Raw genomic sequence first — 17566 nt, forward strand, 5'->3', positions numbered from 1 at the left:
CGCTTTTCTCAAATTGAGAATTTTCAGCACTAGAGAGCTATAAACCACTCATAATGCCAAATAGTAGTGCTGACAAAAATCATAAAAAATGAAACAAACTACGTTGGGATGGGACTATGAGACCAAGGGTGTTACTGGTAGAGGACTCTACTTCACTAGCCATACTTTATAAGCAGTATGTGAAAGACGAACCTTATGACATTTTTCATGTCGAGACAGGTCGCGAAGCGATTCAATTTATTGAAAGAAGCAAACCTCAGCTCATCATTCTCGATTTGAAACTGCCCGACATGTCTGGCGAAGACGTGTTGGATTGGATCAACCAGAATGACATTCCTACGTCCGTTATTATTGCTACGGCACACGGCAGCGTCGACTTAGCCGTTAATCTAATTCAAAAAGGTGCGGAAGATTTCTTAGAAAAGCCCATAAACGCTGATCGCCTAAAAACATCAGTCGCATTGCACCTCAAACGCGCCAAATTGGAAGATTTGGTGGAAAATATTCAGTCCAAGTTTGATCGCCACAACTATCACGGATTCATCGGTTCAAGCCTCCCGATGCAGGCGGTATACAAGACCATTGATGCTGTTGCGCCAACTTCTGCCAGTGTGTTTATTGTGGGAGAAAGCGGCACAGGTAAAGAAGTTTGTGCTGAAGCCGTCCACCGCCAGAGCGACCGTAAAGACAAGCCTTTTATTGCAATTAACTGTGGGGCTATTCCACGAGATTTGATGGAAAGTGAGATTTTTGGTCACGTTAAAGGGGCCTTTACTGGAGCAACAACAGATCGAAAAGGTGCGGCGACGCTGGCACATGGTGGTACGCTTTTTCTTGATGAGCTGTGTGAAATGGAACTTGAGATGCAAAAGAAGTTGCTCCGTTTTCTACAAACGGGCACTTACACCCCTCTTGGTGGCACTCGAGAAATGAAAGTAGATGTGAGAATCATTTGTGCCACTAACCGAGATCCATTAACAGAAGTAGAAGAAGGTCGTTTTCGTGAAGACTTATACTACCGTGTGCACGTTATACCTATCGATATGCCCCCATTACGTGAACGAGGAAGTGACATCGTCACGCTTGCCAAGCACTTCTTGACCACTTACGCCAAACAGGACAAAAAGAAATTCTCAACAATCGACAGTGAAGCTCAACATATCATCAAGCATTACGAATGGCCGGGTAATGTAAGGCAACTACAAAACATCATACGTAACATTGTGGTGCTTAATAACGACGAAAAAGTCACGGTGAGCCACCTACCCGCTCAACTTACTAAAAAGTCTAAAGTGACGAAAACAACGACGCCTGCGCATGTTGCTCAAGAGTCAGCAAACATTGCACCAATCACACCACCACCTGTTTATACTGAGGAACCTTCACCTTCTGCGGTCGAACCTTTGATTACCGCAGCGGAGCTGCCTGGTACACCGTCCTCTGCTGCTACCTCACCGTACTTTAACTCTGATGGAACCATTCGCCCTATGTGGCAAGTAGAGCGTGAAGCAATTCAGAACGCAATTGCGTACTGTGATGGCAACGTCCTCAACGCCGCTGTCATGCTGGAGTTAAGCCCATCTACGGTTTACCGAAAAAAACAAGCGTGGGAAGCGGATGAAATTAATCTCGAACAATCTTGATAAACCTGCCATTGGTGAAATTTGGATCTTGCTTGATAGCCGTCTATTCGGCGGCATTGAAAGTCACGTTATCGAGCTAGCTCGGGGATTAATCGCCTTTGGAAACAAAGCTCGAGTTGTGCTAACCACTGAGTATTCGCCAGCCGCTCAGATTGTACAGAAGGCAAAAGAAGCCGCGATCCCTGTGAGTTACTTAAACTATTTGTCTGGCGAGCCCAATAAAGCTTTAAAAATTAAACACCTAACAAGCGCCGTCGCCAATCACCAACCCTCAGTGGTTCACTCCCATGGTTATAAAGCGTCGATTTTGTCGCGCTGCGCCAAACTGCTCACCCGTACGTTTCCTCGTTTGATTTCAACTTATCATGCTGGTGAATCGTCCTCAGGGAAACTATGGCTATACGATTGGCTTGATAGAAGCTCCGGCAGCCTATCTGACCATTGCTTTGTTGTCAGTCCAAGTATTCAGCGCAAAGTTTTTTGTTCTTCAGAACTGCTGAATAACTTTGTTTCGATTCCCAACAGTCAACTCAACTATCAGGAGATCGCTTTTGTCGGCCGATTGAGTCAGGAAAAAGGCGCCGATCAATTTATTGAGGTAGCGAGGCTCTGTCCAACATTACAGTTTAGTGTGTACGGTGATGGCCCGGAAAAAGAGTCGCTTAATCAAACTGCCCCTTCAAATGTGACTTTCTTCGGCCATCAAACCGATATGGAAGGTGTTTGGGAAAATATCAGTGTACTTATCATTTCTTCTCGTTATGAGGGTCTTCCAATGGCGGCGCTTGAAGCCATGTCGAGAGGCATTGCCGTGATGAGCTTACGTGTAGGTCGTCTTCCAGATATTATCCAAACGGGTAAAAATGGTTTTATCGTCGAAGACATTCCCTCTCTTGCTAAATGTCTTCATGACTGGATGTCGATTGGTGAAGCGCAACAATCACTCATTCGCCAGAATGCTCGACAAACCATCATTGATGATTTCTCAGCGCAAAGTGTGATTCCCGTATTGCTACAAAAATATCAAATTGAAACGGATCACTAATCCATATTGGTTCTCAATATGAGAATGATGAGTTCCAAACATAAATATCATATAAGATTCAATCACATAAACTAATAGCATATTTTGGCATCTCTATTGCAGCTCAGCAGTTAACGCAGATTAATGATGAGACAGAGGTGACTTATGACTACGCCAAAACGCATTCTATATGTTCATTATGGTGATAATTGGATTCGCGGCAGTGAAGTGGTGCTTCTGGATCTCATTTCAGGAATCGACCGCAATAAGTTTGAGCCATTCGTATGGTCAAACTGCCAACCATTAATCGATAAGTGCCATTCGCTCGGAATTGAAGCGGAACATTCATCCTTCAATTTGGTTGGTGGTTGGAGCGCTCCACGCTGGGATATTAGCGGGTGGAATAGCCTTATCAAACAAGGCTCAGCTTTGATCGAAAAGCACAGCATCGACTTGGTACACGTCAATAGCGGCGGCCCTTGTCAATGGATGTGTTTGGCTGCTCGCATGAATCATATACCACTTGTCACGCAACTTCATTGCCATTATACATTGCGCGATCGCTTCTCTCTCGGACTTCACCTCTCTCCAAAATTGATTTGCGTTAGCAAAGATGTTGGACGCGAAATTCTTCAGGACGGCTACCCGCAAAACCAACTTCATGTCGTACACAACGGCGTGTCACTTCAAGGCGTGGATACACCCATCGACATTAAAGATCGACTCGGAATCCCATCACAGGCCTTTACCTTTCTGTCGGTGGGTTCGCTGATTAAGCGCAAAGGGTTCGACCGCCTTATTCGCGCAATGCGCATGCACAACTACCACCACCACAACCCTCACCTTGTTATTGTTGGTGACGGCGAAGAAAGAGAAGCATTGCAACAGCTTGCCGCGGATCTTGGTATCCAAGAGCGAGTGCACTTTGTCGGGGAGCAACACAATGCCGGAGAGTGGATGTGTGGTAATGCAGACGCTTTTATTAGCGGCGCCTATGAAGAGGCCTTTGGTCTCGTGCTCGGGGAAGCGGCTTTAGCTCAACTGCCTATCGTGGCTCCTAAAACGGGAGGCATTCCTGAGTTGTTCGAGCATAATCACTCTGCATTGCTGTACCAGAACAGTGGAATGGCGAGCCTGTTAAACGCGATTCAACAAGTCATGCAAGACGCGGCATTAAGAAACAAGCTGGCGGAAAACGCTTACCTACATGCTAGCCAGAACTTAACGACGACTGCATCTATCAACGCTATTGAACGTATTTACGAAGGTGAACTTAATAACAACGCCATTACACCAATGCCAATGACTCACTGCATGAAGCCTCTTTCACGCTGGTTGAGCATCAATTGAGGAGCCCGGTCATGAAACGTGTATTGATGTTCGACGCCATCCCAATGCAAGGTGGATCCAAAATCGCGAATGCAGAGCTCCTTAAGCAGTGCGATAAGCTGAACGTGATTGGTTATCTACTCACTACAAATCCAGAGCATTGGGCGTCACTGCTTAGTGATACACCGCGTGTGCAAGTTATAAAAATAAAACCATCACCATTTAACTCGACTCATGGACTGACCTACTGGTTGATGAACGCTTACTACTTTCTCCAACTTCTCTACGCGTGCATGAAGCTGCCAAAAATAGATAGCTTTTTGGGCCTATCTTGCCCAAGTAATGATATGCCTTTGTACTTACTACGATTAATTAGCAAAAAGCCTGTGGTACAGATGGTTCATGGCCCTATTGGACGATCGAGATCTGCTGGCTACTGCTTAGTAAAAGCATCGGCAATTTACTACTTGGCAAACACCCGCGAATCAATGGTAGAAGCATTACAGGCCTACCTCAAAACAGAGAAGCCAGCCACCGAACGCTATTGGTGTGGTTTGAATACATCTACGTTTGTTAATGGATTATCGAAAGATCGCTGGCCAAAACAAGCGAATCCGATTTCAAGCCGCGTTTTCTGGGCAGCTAGCTTACTAAAATGGAAGAACATCGATCTTTTGCTTGATGCTTTAACACTTGATGAGTCGAAAAAGATCAAATCCACCGTGTGTTACATCAAACCTAACGTGGCAGGTGTGGAATATTCAACACCGGACTTCAACACACAAGGTGTTGAATGGCATGAGTGCCCAAACAACTTAGATGAATTGCGTTCACAGTGTGGTGTGTTTGTTTCCACCAGTATCAACGAACCTTTTGGGTTATCTATTTTGGAGGCTCTCGCTGCAGGTATGTGTGTCGTCATTCCACATGATGATAGTTATTGGGACCGCGTGTTAACTCACGGCCGAAATTGTATTAAATACACGCCTAACAATGTGGCTTCGCTACACAACGCAATTCGCCTTTTGAATGAATCGCCGTGGATGAAAGTAACGATGGGTATCGAAGCACTCAATGTTTCTCAACTATACACAGCCGAACGTTGTTATTTGCCAATCGCCCAGCACCTTGCTGCCGAAATTGCTACCAACAATGATTGCACACTCAAGACACCGCGAGACATCAAAGGATATGATCATGTCTAAAGCAATGACCAACATGACGCTATTTGCTATCGCCTTAGTGATCAATAAAAGCATCAGCCTAATCATGCTGCCTGTATTGCCCCACTTTCTCTCACCAGAACAAATGGGCAAGCTTGAGCTTCTAACAACCTTTGGTGTTGTTACGACCTTGTTTGTCAGTTTCGCTTTGCATGAAGCGCTTTATCGATTCGTCGGCGTTGAAAAGGATCAAAATACGCGCACAAGCCTACTAAACCAGCTGTACTCACTTGCTTTACTCATCGCTGGCGTCGTCGCTCTTAGCTTGCTCACTATCATTTTAATCGCCCCCATTCCCGCGCCTTTTACGCGAGTCGAATTTGCTATTGTTATGTTTGCCATCGTTCTAGAAGGCAGTATTGCAATCGGCACTGCCTGGTTAAGAACACAAGACGACAAAGCAAGAACACTGCTTAACGTCATGGTCACTACCACCATTTTTCAGGTCATTTTTATCGTCGCGGCGCTGTCTGTTCATCCCCATGTTATTTCTGTTTTGTGGGGGGGCTTGTTGGCTGCTATTACTCAATTTGTTTGGCTGCACATCGTTAACCGTTACAATGTCACCCTTCCTAAGCTGACATTGGCAAAACAATACCTAAACTACTGCCTACCAATGATGATGGCCGGTTTAGTAGCATTTTGTCTCAATGGCGCTGAACGCTGGTTCATTGGTGCCAACACTTCTCTTGCGACGTTAGGGATTTACGCGATAGCGGTAAAATTTGCAGTGGGCATGTGTATTTTAGTGCAGCCGTTTGGCATGTGGTGGATGCCACGTCGATTTAACTACTTAGAAGGGCGCAAGAGCACTGAAGCAGTGCGCATCACACACTTAGGTATGATTTACATTACAGGTTTGAGTGTAGTGGTCGGCACATTAGCAATGGTGATGATCACCTACTTACTGCCAGAAACCTATCATGAGGCGGTACTATTCAGCTTATTCTTGCTACCTATCGCCATGTTAAAAGAATGGAGTGAGTTGATTAACATCTCCATTTTGTACAAGCGTCGTACTCGCTGGCTACTGGGTATAAATGTCGTCTCTGCGTGCGTTGCGATTGCTTTGCTGTTTGGCTTATCTTCTCTGGGTATTTATGGTGTGTTCATTGCGCTTTATTACGCACAACTGTGTAAGCTGGGCCTGACTTATGTAGTAGGCCAACAATGTATGACGTTGCCTTTTCACCTAAGTCTGATGGTTTTATTACAGATTATATCCGGTGTGGCACTGTTCCTGCTTCACTCTTCACAATCAATAGGAATCGCCATCGCAATTTGCATTTTGACATGCAGTTTGCTGGCAGGGATAGCCACTCGCTACATGAGTAAAGAGACGCTCAATGCTCTCACTCGATACATAGTGAAACGGCGTGGACAGGTGAAGAGATACTCGTTATGAATGAAACCAAGGTGAGAACAAAACAGTCCATCGCAGCACTGACGATCACTGTCGGTATCGGCCTGCTTTGGGTTGTTATGCCTCATCCCATTTTGATTGTTGCGTTGTGTTTCGCACCACTCGCGTTACTGTTTGTTCTCAATCAAACGTTTTGGCTTGTCACACTGTTCGTTATTTTTTCATTCTTTCGTATTCACGAAGCCTTTCCTGTTATCTATAACTTCAAGATCCCATTACTGTTATCATTGGGGGCACTCGCCGCACTCGCTTTTCACCTTCTTATAAGCCGCCAGATTACAGCTTTTTGGCACCCTTCATTAAAGTGGCTGTGTATATTTTGGGGTCTGGTGATCATCGGAATCATATTCGCTTCCAGTCGTGATATCGCAATAACGGTGTTCAAAAACACCTATTGGAAAATCATCATTATGACGTTGGCCATCACCTGGCTTATTACTAAACCTTCACAGCTCGCACAGATGTCAAAAGCAATTATTTTCGCCGGATTATTGATTGGCTTAGTGGCATTACAAAACGCTGCGAATGGCATTGATTTGGTTGAAGGGACGCGCGTGTCGATAGGACGATCCATAGGTTCAGTACTTGGCGATCCTAACGATTTGGCACTAGTGCTGATGTTTCCCCTTGCCTTTACCGTTAGTCAATTGATGGAGAAGCATTCCCCCAAGCATCTCAGGCTCTTTGCCCTTATCACCTGTTTGGTTTTGTTCTTTGCGATCATTGAGACGCAGAGCCGCGGGGGGTTACTAGGTTCACTGTCTGTATTTGCCTACTTTGCTTTTAAACACATCAAAAGCAAAACATTAGTCTTGGTATTAGGCGCTATCGCAGCGATCGTACTCTACGCATTCGCTGGTATTTCAGGACGAGAATCGGGGGGAGCCGCTGAGGATGGTATAGATGCCTCTGCGATGGGGCGACTTTATGCGTGGGAAGCGGCATTTAAAATGGCGCTGCATCATCCGTTGACTGGCGTAGGTCTAGATAACTTTTACTTTAATTACTATTTCTACAGCCCACACTGGGATGGTATCAACCACGCGGTCCATAGTACTTGGTTTGGCGTGTTAGCAGAAACGGGTTTTGTCGGGCTCGCGGTGTTCATTACTTTAATTGTGTCATTGATCCGCACCTCTTTGCATTCCATCTCATTGTTGACACCAAAATCAGATTACACCCTCTCTGTAGGAGCAAACGCCGTGTTAAGTGGGCTTATCGGTACCATCGTATCAGGCACTTTTCTGACTCAAGGTTTCACCTGGCCAATTTACATTCTAGCGGCATTAACAGTTGTCGTTAGCCGAATTGTTCAAAGTGACTGTCAAAATGAGAAATACTAGTTTCAAACATAAACAAAACCCATAACTCACTGTTTTAAAATGGCTAATTCCTTGGCACGCATTGTGATTACTCACTTAATTAGTAATCAAATAACTAAGACTCAAGGAGAGCCACATGACGGACATCGTAGTATTTGGAGAAGATTTTGGTGGGTTACCCTCTTCCACTCAGCATATTGTCAAGCGACTAGCAGCGAACCATCGAATCCTTTGGGTGAACTCCATTGGCCTTCGTCAACCTAAGCTGGATTCTAAAGACATACAACGTGCGTTAAACAAACTCACTCGTGTATTTCATAACGTAGGCTCACACAAGCCAACATTGGACTCTGAAACAAACCCAAACATTCACATCATCAACTTGCTCACGATTCCTGCCCCTAGTTCTGCATTAGCAAGAAAAGTGGCCGCTAAGATGATGAAACACCAACTCAACAAACAATTACAAGCTCTTGGTTTTGATAAGCCTGTATTTTGGACGTCGCTCCCGACTGCTGCCGATGTTTGTGCAGAAATGAACCCACGTGGACTGATTTACTATTGTGGTGATGACTTTAGCGCTTTAGCTGGTGTTGACCACGACACGGTAGCTAAGCACGAACGTACTCTTGTTAATGCGGCCAGCGTTATCTTTACGGCAAGCGAAACGCTCTCCACCAAATTTCCATCACATAAAACCGTCACTTTGCCTCATGGTGTCGACGTTAGTCTGTTTTCTGAGCCAGCACCGAAGGCCAAAGACTTGCCTGACAACGGCCGCAAAGTGCTGGGCTTTTATGGCAGTTTGTCTGAATGGTTAGATTACGACTTAATTGCCCAAGTCGCAGACCAAGCACCTGACTGGGATCTGGTTTTCATCGGCCCCAACGAACTCAGTGACAATCCGCTACCTCAAAGAAGTAACGTTTACTATCTCGGCCCAAGAGCTCATCACACTTTGCCAAGCTACTCTCAACACTGGGACGCAAGCTGGTTGCCCTTTGTTAATAACGCTCAAATCAAGGCATGTAATCCGCTTAAACTTCTTGAGTATTTGGCAACAGGAACCCCTGTTATCAGCACACCATTTCCTGCATTAATGCCCTACAAACATATGCTTCATGTGGTTCAAGATGTCGAAGACGTGCGTGCCAGTCTCGATCACCTCCTACCGCCACCGACAGATTCAAAGTCATTTGTTCAACAGCAAAGCTGGGAAGCAAGAGCCAACCAAGTTGATAAATTAGTGAGGGCGCTATGAACGATTTAAGAGAAAACCTCAGCGTACTGTTACATGGAGCTTGGAGACGTCGCTACATGATCGTTATTCCTATGCTTGTCTTGCCGGTGCTGGGTTTCATCGTAAGTAAACTGGTTCCGACGACTTATGTTGCTCATACCAGCATGCTTATTCAAGAGACAGCGAAAATGAACCCGTTCCTTCAAGACCTTGCCGTCTCAACAATGCTTAAAGACCGATTGAGCGCACTCAGTACTCTGCTAAAAAGCCGACACGTTTTGTATTCTGTCGCAAAAGAACAATCGTTGATCAATGACGAGATGAGTGCAAAAGAGCAAGAGTTCATCATAAAAGATCTTGCGTCGCGCCTGTCTGTTCAGCCACTCGGTAAAGACTTCATTCAAATTCAATTGCAAAGTGGTAAATCAGAAGGAATGGAGTCGATGCTGCTCTCTGTCAGAGAGCATTTTGTCGAACAGCTTTTGGCTCCTGAGCGTTCTTCGATTAAAGATTCGAGTCATTTTTTGACTATCCATATCAACAAACGCAGGGAAGAACTAGACAAGGCTGAACAAGCTTTTGCAGAGTATAAAAATACTTACTCAGACGCGACACCCGAAATGCAAGCTCAAAGCCTTACTCGCCTTGCTAGCCTCAAACAAACGCTAGCCGAAAAGGAGGCGGAGCTTGCTGGTGTTTCACGAAGTCTAGGCAGTTTGGATCAACAACTATCCAAAACGAACCCGGTTATCGGTAAACTGGAAGAGCAAATCATCGACATTCGTAGTGAACTTACCCTGCTTCGCGCTAAATACACAGAGGCGCATAGTTTAGTGCAAGGTAAGTTGCGAGAATTAAACCGGTTGGAGCAGGAACGCTCGGTACTCTTGAACTCTAAACAACCAGAACTAAACAGTGCTCAACTATGGGATATCGCGAGCAATACCACAGTAAACAGTCTTGGCGAAGCACAGCCTCTACTTGTCTCCCAACTACATCAATTACAAATGATGCGCGGACGTTTTGAAGCACTTACGGAAGAAACCAACAGCTTGCGAGACATGATCCAAGAATTAGAGCGAAATGCGCACCAATTTGGGAGCACAGCGACAGAAATCAACCGCTTAGCTCGTGACGTCGCAGTGAAGAGAGAAATGTATGATGAACTCGTCGAACGCTATGAGATGGCCCAACTAACGGGTTCTTTGGGAGAGTTTGAAGAGAATAAGCGCGTAAAAATCATTGATGAACCGTTCACGCCAACGATTCCAACTAACTTACCTAGTTTTGTATTTGTCATTTTAGGATTTATTGGTGGCGCTGGTTTAGGCATTGGATTAGCGACGATACTAGAGTTAGCCGATAACTCTATCCGCTCTAAAAGAGCATTAGAAAAACACCTTGGTGTTCCTGTCATCACCACTTTACCTAACGTAGTGTACGGAAACTAACCGCCATAAGAACTCATTTACAAGCACTCGGTCGGCGAGTGCTTTTCTTTTACTACTGCCTTATACAGCCTCATAGCATGTCCACTAATATGAATCTCAAATTGAGAATAAACATAAAGTCTCACAAACATCAATATTAACCCATTGTTTTTAAATGATTAATTTTTTGGCACGCAGTCTGCAATTCCTAAATAAACAAAGAACTCAACGAGGGTTTGAAAATGGAATTCAGACAAAAACACAATAACACTAAGCACAGCAAAAAAGTGATATTACACGTCGTGCAACACTTAGCTCCTGGTGGTTTAGAAACGCTCGTACTAGAAATGCTTCGTTTTGCGCAGCCAAACCATTCCGTTTTTGTCGTGAGCTTAGAAGGAAGCAAAGAACATGCACTACAAGGCTGGCAAAAACTATTGCCCTACCAAGGCCAACTGCACTTTCTTAATAAGAAACCTGGATTCAGCGGAAAAACCATCAGTACGCTGACTTCCATGCTCAAAGGACTTAAGCCTGACGTGGTCCACACCCATCATATCGGCCCACTTCTGTATGGTGGTATTGCTGCACGTTTAGCGCACGTACCTGTAGTGATTCATACCGAGCACGACGCATGGCACCTTAATAACAAAAAATCAGCTCGACTACAGTCCCTTTTGCTAACGATGATTCGCCCGCAAGTGGTTGCCGATGCTAACTTTGTCGCCCATCAAATACAGACTAAGTTAAAGTATCGCAAAGTTTGTACTATCCATAACGGGATTGACTGTCAGAAGTTTAAAAGCGGTGACCAAACGGCAACAAGACACTTGTTTGAACTTCCAACCGACAAAATCGTGATTGGCGTTGCCGGGCGTCTAGAAGCAGTTAAAGGCCATAAAGTGCTTATCGAAGCATTCTCTCATCTTACGCCAAACACACACCTAGCCATTGCTGGAGATGGTTCTCAGCGAGCTCAATTGGAAGCACAAGTTAGAACGTTAAAACTTGAAGATCGAGTAACCTTTTTAGGCTTGGTCGACGATATGCCCAGCTTTTACCAAAGCCTAGACTTGTTTTGCTTACCATCACTTCAAGAGGGATTTCCTCTCTCAACCCTCGAGGCTCAAGCATGTGACATTCCTTGCGTCGCGACGGATGTTGGCGGCGTGAAAGAGACGCTCTGTCCGAACAACAGCACACTGGTTGAAGCAAATCGCGTGTTTTCGTTGGCCGAAGCGTTATCACAGCAACTGGAATCATCACACCATTCTCCTCGAACTTTTATTCTCAAACACTTTGATATCAGAGACATGGTGAGTCGCTACTCACGTTTGGCCAAGGAGGCTAGCTATGAATGATTTACTTTGGATTATAGGGTTTGGTTTATCCGCGTTTTTGATTGTCTATCATCACGTTGGGTATCCACTGCTCCTTAAGTGGCTTCCTTTAAAACAGCAAGACGAAACCAAAGCACCATTTGTAGAGCGAGCTTACAAAGCCTCCAAAACAGACAGCCAGCTACCCTCTATTACCGTCATCGTGCCCGCCTACAATGAAGAACAATGGATAGCAGAGAAGATCCGTAACCTTGCGAGCCTAGATTACCCAAGGGATAAGTTAAGAGTAGTGATCGCATGTGATGGCTGCACAGATAACACAGCCGAGATTGCTCAAGCGACAATTCAAGAAGCAATCTGCTCTGATACTCTGTTCATTATTAATGATCACCAAATCAATCGCGGTAAAGTTGCCCTACTCAACGAAGAAATGCGTCATGTTAGCTCGGACATTACCGCACTGAGTGACACGTCGGCATTGATTTCTTGCGATTCTCTGTTGCTAGCTAGTCAGCATTATCAAAATGAGAACGTTGGAGTGGTTAACGCAACATATCAAATAATGAGCACTAATAACCAAGGTGAAGCGGCGTATTGGCAATACCAGTCTCGAGTAAAGCACCAAGAATCCTTGTTAGGTTCAACGATTGGTTCCCACGGTGCGTTTTACACTTTCAGAACTCACTTATTTGAACCACTGGAAGTTAGCACCATTAATGACGACTTTATTCTCCCTATGAGAATCGTTTTGCGAGGCTATAGCGCTATTTACGAGCCAAACATGCTGGCTCTTGAGCTCGAACAAAGCTCAGACGACGCAGATTTCAAACGACGCCTAAGAATTTCAGCGGGTAACATGCAGCAGCTCATGCAATTAAAGAAATTACTGCTACCTCGTTATCGTGGCACTGCCTTTGCATTTCTATCGGGAAAGGTTCTGCGCTTAGCAACACCCTATTTGATGATTGTTTGCTTTATTTGCTCACTACTACTGGCACACAATCCGCTGTTTCAAGTAATGCTGTTCGCACAAGTTGGTATTTACAGCATCGCGCTTATTACTTACTTAATGCCAGCACTTAACACTATTAAACCTTTTAAGCTGATTAGCTACATCGTCATTGGTCATCTCGCCAACTTTATCGGCGGTATGAAGTATTTGCTCGGAATGGAAAATGGACGTTGGAAACGCGTCAACCAATAAGGAAAGCATCATGAAAAACTCACGCTACGATTCAAATGTATGCCACGCAAAAAGAACGTTTGATGTACTGGTTGCAATGCTTATTTTGGTCGTCACTGCACCACTATTCCCATTTATCGCGCTAGCGATCAAAACCACATCGAAAGGCCCTGTGATTTATCGCCAATTGCGAGTAGGACGCTGCACACCAGAAAAAATGGATCTTTTTCAAATCATGAAGTTTCGCACCATGTATATTGATGCAGAGCAACGCTCTGGCGCAGTATGGGCAACTGAAAATGATCCCCGCATCACGCCAGTAGGACGCTTTTTACGCAAAACGCGTTTAGATGAACTACCTCAACTGTTTAATGTGTTGAGAGGTGAAATGTCGATGATTGGGCCGCGCCCAGAACGCCCAGCTTTCTACCAGAAATTAGAAGATGAAATCCCCTATTTTGTAGAGCGCACATATGGCGTGTTACCGGGTATCACAGGCTTAGCTCAGGTTAACCAAGGCTATGATGCATGCATTGAAGATGTAAGACGCAAAGTTGGGTTTGACCACAGTTACGCACTAAGCTTAGGTTCGTTTTACTCTTGGATTTCAATGGACCTTTCAATCATGAGCAAAACATTCGTTGTGATGATTGACGGACGAGGTCAATAACTTCCGGTTCTGGTAACGGTCACTCTTGCCACTGGCGTCGCATCTTTTCTATCGTCGCTGGTGGCACATCATGAATGCTTTGATACGCTCCGTGGCACACTTTAATTTCCACCTCGATGCGCTTCTTCATGCAGTAGTCCATGTAACGCTTCATCTCCCAATGTCGAACAAACGTATTGCTCACAATCACGACTCTCCCTTTGTTCAACCACTTTCTAGTTTGCTGAAAACACCACTCATGCGCTTGAGGTAATTGAACTGGTTCAAAGTGATAATCACCTTCATCATTTTCAAAATACATGTCAGCTTCAAAATGCTTAGCACCAAGCTCTATTGCCAGTTGTTTTGCTAAGGTTGTTTTACCTGAACCCGGAAGTCCACGAATAAGAATGAGTTTAGCCAGTGACATAATGCAGTTTAATGAGGTGGGAATAAGCCTAAACTGTAACGAAATTATTGGAAAAGAAAAGTAGAAATAAAAAATGCCGAGCACATTAGGCTCGGCATTTAAACTCAATCATGGATCGTGTTGTATTTATTTGTAAGCTGGCAGTTCAGTTCTTAACCCTTTCACCAAACTTACGCACATCAACAGCAGAACAAAAGTAAACGGTAACCCTGTTGCAACAACGCCTGATTGCAATGCTTGCAAGGCTTCTTTACCACCAACCCAAAGCATTACGGCTGCAATTGCGCCTTCAATACACGCCCAGAAAATGCGTTGCGGTACTGGTGCATCAATCTTACCACCGGCGGTAATACTATCGATAACCAGCGAGCCAGAGTCTGACGATGTAATAAAGAATACCAGAATCAGCACGATAGAAAGCATTGAAATCACTGAGCTATACGGAAGCGCATCGTAAACATGGAACAGAGTCAATGAAATATCAGTTAGGCCATTTGCACCTAGCTCACCAACTTTATTCACCACTTGGTCAAGCGCAATACCACCAAACACAGACATCCAAATCAAAGTAACAACTGTAGGAATAACGATGACTGCGAATAAGAATTCTCGAACCGTACGACCTTTAGACACACGCGCGATAAACATACCAACAAACGGTGACCAAGATACCCACCAAGCCCAGTAGAATACCGTCCAGCCGTGCATCCAAGTTTCATCTTCACGACCGTGAGGGTTACTCAATGGAATAATATTTTCAATGTAAGCCATTGTTGTGTCGCGTAGCGAGCTCCACGCCGTATCAAACGTGATGAAGGTAATGAAAATAAGCAGCGCAAACGCAACCACCATATTGACGTTACTCAGTAGCTTAACACCACCATCAATACCACGAATCACTGATAGCACCGCGATAAAGGTAACGAAGGTGATCACAATCATTTGTGTACCAATGCCGCCTTCTAGACCAAAGACATGGTTAATACCACTGGTCGCCTGCTGAGCACCCAGACCTAGCGACGTTGCAAGACCAAATAGCGTCGACAAAACGGCAAGGATATCAATAACGTGACCTAACCAGCCCCATGCACGGTCACCAAAAATTGGATAGAACGCCGCGCGCAATGAAAGTGGTAAACCTTTGTTAAATGCAAAAAACGCTAATGCTAGTGCAACGAGTGCGTAAATACTCCAACCATGCACACCCCAGTGGAACATAGTGGCACCCATCGCGAGGGATTTTGCTTCTTCGGTGTATGGTACTGCGTTAAGTGGCATTCCCCACCAATCAGTGAAATACGCGGTCGGCTCAGCCACACTCCAGAACAGAAGACCAATACCCATACCCGCGGCGAAAAGCATCGACAACCAAGAAACGGTTGAGTGATCCGGCGTTGCTTCTTTGCCACCTAAGCGGATTTTACCTAGCGGAGAAAAAAGAAGAGCAACGGCGAACAATAAGAAGAAGTTTGTCGACCACATAAAAAACGCATCAAACTGTTCGATAATTCCGTTTTTTAGACCGTTTAATACGTCACGAGCAGTGGTTGGCTCAACAAGAAGAAGTGAAATCAGACAGAAAACAACGAGCCCCGCACTAATGCCAAAAACCGGATTATGTATATCGAATCCCCACTTTTGAACGTTATCCTGTCCAACCTGATAATCGGTTGTATCAATACTATATTTTTTAAATGCATTATCCATAAATACAAATTTAACGTGAATTTGAAACGCCCCTCAGGTGAGAAGAACTCCAATACCGCCCTCCATTAATTTGAACTCTAAAGTTTTAAAGCGGGACGAATTTTAGCAGCAATCACATATTTTTGCAAAAAGTCGTGATTTATTGCATTTTAAGCTCAATTCGAGACAGATGAAGGGGAAATAATATCAACACAAAAATTATGAGGTCTAACGATTGATTTTGTCGTAGGTTGTAGACTAGAAAAGACATAAGAAAGACTTAAGTTCATAGCCAGTCACTGCGCAAATAGAGAAGACCTGCGCTGATTTGGTTTCACAATTAACGACGAAACCAAATCAGCAAACCTTTCATCCAGCGAGCGTTATAAGAAATGGAAGGTGATGTTCCCTGTTACGCTGCTAACGGTATCGCTATCGCCTTCAATATCCACGCCAAACGCTTGATAACTCGCGCCCACAGACACATTGTCAAGCAAGAAGTATTCGGCACCAACACCATACATATAAGAGACGCCATCATCTTTGTCTAAGTTTCTCAGTCCGCCGTCATAATCAACGTTGAATGCATTGATGCCGCCTTTTGCGTAAACGTGTAACGGGCCGAAGTCGATACTAGGTTTCGCCGCTAAATAGAATGAATCAAAATCAGCACTACCCCTGCTGCCACTCAAAGATAAATCCACTTTGCCGTGGTTAAAGTAGCCTGCCTCAATGCCAATGAACGGCAAAATACCAGTACCGACATGAATACCATAAGTTGTATCATTTTCGCTGTCGATATCGGACTGACCAATTTGGCCACCAGCGTAAATCCAAGAGTCAGCCATTGCTGACGTTGAGCACAACGTTAGAGCGAATAACGAGAGTGTTTTTTTCATACTATCCCTTCCTGATCGATTCCTAAGCGAAACATTACGCAAATATGCGCATTTAATCGCCACTATATATTGGAAAGCATAGGCATTTTAAGACTCTAAAAGTGAATAATTTATGTTCAACTTTTGTTTTGTGACTTCCAGACAAAAAAACACCGACATAAAGCCGGTGTGTTTCATATGGTGTTAGAAAGCTTGACGCTTATAGGAAATGTAGTGTTGCGTTAACAGAGAACGTGCTGATATCGTCTTTACCAGCAGTGTAGTTCATGTAGCTAGCACCAACAGACATTGGGCCAAAAATGAAGTACTCAGCACCTACACCGTACATTAGGTCCAAATCGTCATCGTCTTTGCCGCCTTTCACTTTTTTGTCCCACTGATGGAAACCACCTTTTGCGTACACGTGTAGCGGACCGAAGTCGATACTTGGCTTAAGTGCTGCGTAGTAAGAAGTTAGCTTAGTGTCTTGACCATTTACGTTGAACTCACCGTGTTGTGTTACACCAGCTTCAACACCAATGATAGGTAGAATGCCTGTACCAACGTGAACAGAGTATGATGTGTCCGTCTCACCTTTGTAGTCAGACTGACCTACTGTTGCACCACCGTAAATCCAAGAATCCGCCATTGCCGCAGAAGATGCGCCAAGTAGCGCCACTGCTAATAGAGTTTTTTTCATCATCTACCTTTACTCTTTATTATTCCCACGTCTGCATAACTCAGTCGTTGGTACTACAAATAAAGG

15 protein-coding genes are annotated in these 17566 nt (G+C 44.6%); 11 read left to right on the top strand and 4 right to left on the bottom strand.

Features of this window, described 5'->3' with window-relative positions:
• The first annotated feature begins 116 nt into the window (after window positions 1–116).
• From R7R24_RS10270 to R7R24_RS10320, 11 genes are all read left to right on the top strand, one after another.
• Window positions 117–1643 (top strand): sigma-54-dependent transcriptional regulator, encoded by a 1527-nt coding sequence (locus R7R24_RS10270; RefSeq protein ID WP_054579483.1) that lies wholly within the window; start codon window positions 117–119, stop codon window positions 1641–1643.
• Window positions 1618–2688, top strand: a complete 1071-nt coding sequence (locus tag R7R24_RS10275) for a glycosyltransferase family 4 protein (RefSeq protein WP_054579482.1) — start codon at window positions 1618–1620, stop codon at window positions 2686–2688. Before R7R24_RS10270 ends, R7R24_RS10275 begins: the two co-directional genes overlap by 26 nt.
• Window positions 2689–2832: 144 nt before the next feature.
• A complete protein-coding gene (locus tag R7R24_RS10280; RefSeq protein ID WP_053350559.1) occupies window positions 2833–4017 on the top strand; it encodes a glycosyltransferase in 1185 nt (394 codons plus the stop codon).
• A gap of 11 nt (window positions 4018–4028) precedes the next feature.
• On the top strand, window positions 4029–5201 hold the full coding sequence (locus R7R24_RS10285; protein WP_017634933.1) for a glycosyltransferase: 1173 nt from the start codon (window positions 4029–4031) through the stop codon (window positions 5199–5201).
• Window positions 5194–6624 carry a lipopolysaccharide biosynthesis protein gene (locus tag R7R24_RS10290; protein ID WP_017820656.1) on the top strand — a complete coding sequence of 477 codons (1431 nt, stop codon included), beginning with the start codon at window positions 5194–5196 and terminating at the stop codon, window positions 6622–6624. Before R7R24_RS10285 ends, R7R24_RS10290 begins: the two co-directional genes overlap by 8 nt.
• Window positions 6621–7985 (top strand): O-antigen ligase family protein, encoded by a 1365-nt coding sequence (locus R7R24_RS10295; protein ID WP_017820655.1) that lies wholly within the window; start codon window positions 6621–6623, stop codon window positions 7983–7985. Before R7R24_RS10290 ends, R7R24_RS10295 begins: the two co-directional genes overlap by 4 nt.
• A 115-nt stretch (window positions 7986–8100) precedes the next feature.
• Window positions 8101–9225: a glycosyltransferase gene (locus tag R7R24_RS10300; RefSeq protein WP_191116132.1), complete on the top strand. Its 1125-nt coding sequence runs from the start codon at window positions 8101–8103 to the stop codon at window positions 9223–9225.
• A complete protein-coding gene (locus tag R7R24_RS10305; RefSeq protein ID WP_005377649.1) occupies window positions 9222–10655 on the top strand; it encodes a GumC family protein in 1434 nt (477 codons plus the stop codon). The genes R7R24_RS10300 and R7R24_RS10305 overlap by 4 nt, the downstream gene beginning before the upstream one ends.
• Window positions 10656–10876: 221 nt before the next feature.
• Entirely contained in the window at window positions 10877–11995 is a 1119-nt protein-coding gene (locus tag R7R24_RS10310; RefSeq protein WP_085569871.1) for a glycosyltransferase, read from the top strand.
• Window positions 11988–13178, top strand: a complete 1191-nt coding sequence (locus R7R24_RS10315; RefSeq protein WP_005377652.1) for a glycosyltransferase family 2 protein — start codon at window positions 11988–11990, stop codon at window positions 13176–13178. Before R7R24_RS10310 ends, R7R24_RS10315 begins: the two co-directional genes overlap by 8 nt.
• A 10-nt stretch (window positions 13179–13188) precedes the next feature.
• Window positions 13189–13827: a sugar transferase gene (locus tag R7R24_RS10320; protein ID WP_005377654.1), complete on the top strand. Its 639-nt coding sequence runs from the start codon at window positions 13189–13191 to the stop codon at window positions 13825–13827.
• A gap of 19 nt (window positions 13828–13846) precedes the next feature.
• Here R7R24_RS10320 and R7R24_RS10325 read toward each other — a convergent pair whose 3' ends face one another.
• The 4 genes from R7R24_RS10325 to R7R24_RS10340 all read right to left on the bottom strand — a co-directional run bounded on the left by R7R24_RS10325 (window position 13847) and on the right by R7R24_RS10340 (window position 17500).
• Complete coding sequence (locus tag R7R24_RS10325) at window positions 13847–14236, bottom strand: ATP-binding protein (RefSeq protein ID WP_005377656.1); 390 nt, start codon at window positions 14234–14236, stop codon at window positions 13847–13849.
• Between the two features lie 126 nt (window positions 14237–14362).
• Window positions 14363–15943 carry a BCCT family transporter gene (locus R7R24_RS10330; protein WP_005377659.1) on the bottom strand — a complete coding sequence of 527 codons (1581 nt, stop codon included), beginning with the start codon at window positions 15941–15943 and terminating at the stop codon, window positions 14363–14365.
• 362 nt (window positions 15944–16305) lie between these two features.
• Window positions 16306–16821 (bottom strand): outer membrane beta-barrel protein, encoded by a 516-nt coding sequence (locus R7R24_RS10335; protein ID WP_005377661.1) that lies wholly within the window; start codon window positions 16819–16821, stop codon window positions 16306–16308.
• Between the two features lie 199 nt (window positions 16822–17020).
• Window positions 17021–17500, bottom strand: a complete 480-nt coding sequence (locus R7R24_RS10340; protein ID WP_021033871.1) for an outer membrane beta-barrel protein — start codon at window positions 17498–17500, stop codon at window positions 17021–17023.
• Between the last annotated feature and the right edge of the window lie 66 nt (window positions 17501–17566).

This window comes from Vibrio sp. 704 (genome assembly GCF_033339295.1).